Genomic DNA, 1,280 nt, shown 5'->3' on the forward strand with positions numbered 1-1,280 from the left:
CACTCACCCTGGGTATTTTCCGGTCAGTTGGTCGCGCTGACCGCGACCAACTACGCCCAAATCGCGAATCGCGACGCCTTGTCGATCGCGTGGTGTCGCCCCGCGAGAGGCGGTTGAACGGTGGACAGGGGCGGTGGGGCGACTTGCGGCTCCGCGATGGGCGTCAACGGCTTCGGTAGTCCCGGCAGTGCTGCGCCTTCGGATTCGGCGGGCGGGGCGACGCACTTCTTCTCGGCGTCGTTCCACACCCCGCCGCTGTACGTGCAGCAGCCCTTGGTGTCTTCCAGCTTCTCTTGTTGGGATTCATCGAGGCCGTCGTTCAGCATTTCCGTGCAGGTGTCGAACGCCTCGATGTCCCAGGTGCCCTCGGCGCTGGAAACTCCGGGCGATGCGATCGCGACGGTGGCCGCGAAGAGGACGGCGGGCGCGAGCCTGCGCACGAACTTGATGCTCATGTCTGGTCCTATCGTCGGTGGGGGTCTGAGCGATGCAGCGACGGTAGCGAGCCGGAGCAGGTCGCCGTAACGGTGAAGCTCCCCGTAACCGAACAGGCGCGTTCGGGACTCGCGAAGGGGTTTCGACTGGGGGAATAGGGGCCGATGACTTTGTCCGGTTCGGGTTGTCTACCTCGTCATGAGAACGATCACCGCAGGACTGTTCATCGCGCTCGACGGCGTCGTGGAGGCGCCCGATCAGTGGCACTTCCCGTACTTCAACGACGAGATGGGCGCCGCCGTCGACGCACAGCTCGGCGCCGCCGACACCATCCTGCTCGGTCGCAAAACCTACGACAGTTTCGCCGGCGCATGGCCGGACCGGGAAGCAGACGGCGGAGAGGACGCTGCCTTCGCCAAGAAGCTGGGCGATGCCCGCAAGCTCGTCGTCTCCAATCAAAATCTCGCGTTCACCTGGCGCAACTCCCAGCAGCTCAAGGGCGACCTGGTTGAGGCCGTCACTGCGTTGAAGCAGGAACCGGGCGGCGACATCGCGATGAGTGGTTCGGTGTCGGTGGTACGCGAGCTGCTGTCTGCTGGCTTGCTCGACGAGCTGCACCTGATGGTGCACCCGATCGTGGTGGGCACGGGTATGCGGCTATTTGACGACGGCGCCCCATTGCAGCTGAAACTGTTGGCATCGCGGGCATTTCAAACCGGGGTGCTGCATCTGGTCTACGGGCCCGACGGCGTCGCGCGCAGCGGTACCTACGACGACGCCAAAGCCCACTTGCCGCACGACAGCTAGCGATTTGGGCGTAGCTTCCCTTGTCTTTCGGGGACGCC

General features: G+C 64.6%; 2 protein-coding genes. One reads left to right on the forward strand and one right to left on the reverse strand.

The window, feature by feature from the left end; genetic code table 11:
• Window positions 1–50 precede the first annotated feature (50 nt).
• On the reverse strand, window positions 51–455 hold the full coding sequence (locus CWS39_RS28215) for a hypothetical protein (RefSeq protein ID WP_102146109.1): 405 nt from the start codon (window positions 453–455) through the stop codon (window positions 51–53).
• A gap of 178 nt (window positions 456–633) precedes the next feature.
• Here CWS39_RS28215 and CWS39_RS28220 point away from each other — a divergent pair, with 178 nt between their 5' ends.
• On the forward strand, window positions 634–1,242 hold the full coding sequence (locus CWS39_RS28220) for a dihydrofolate reductase family protein (protein ID WP_102146110.1): 609 nt from the start codon (window positions 634–636) through the stop codon (window positions 1,240–1,242).
• Window positions 1,243–1,280: the final 38 nt, after the last annotated feature.

Source organism: Mycobacterium hubeiense, assembly GCF_002838065.1.
GTDB lineage: Bacteria > Actinomycetota > Actinomycetes > Mycobacteriales > Mycobacteriaceae > Mycobacterium > Mycobacterium hubeiense.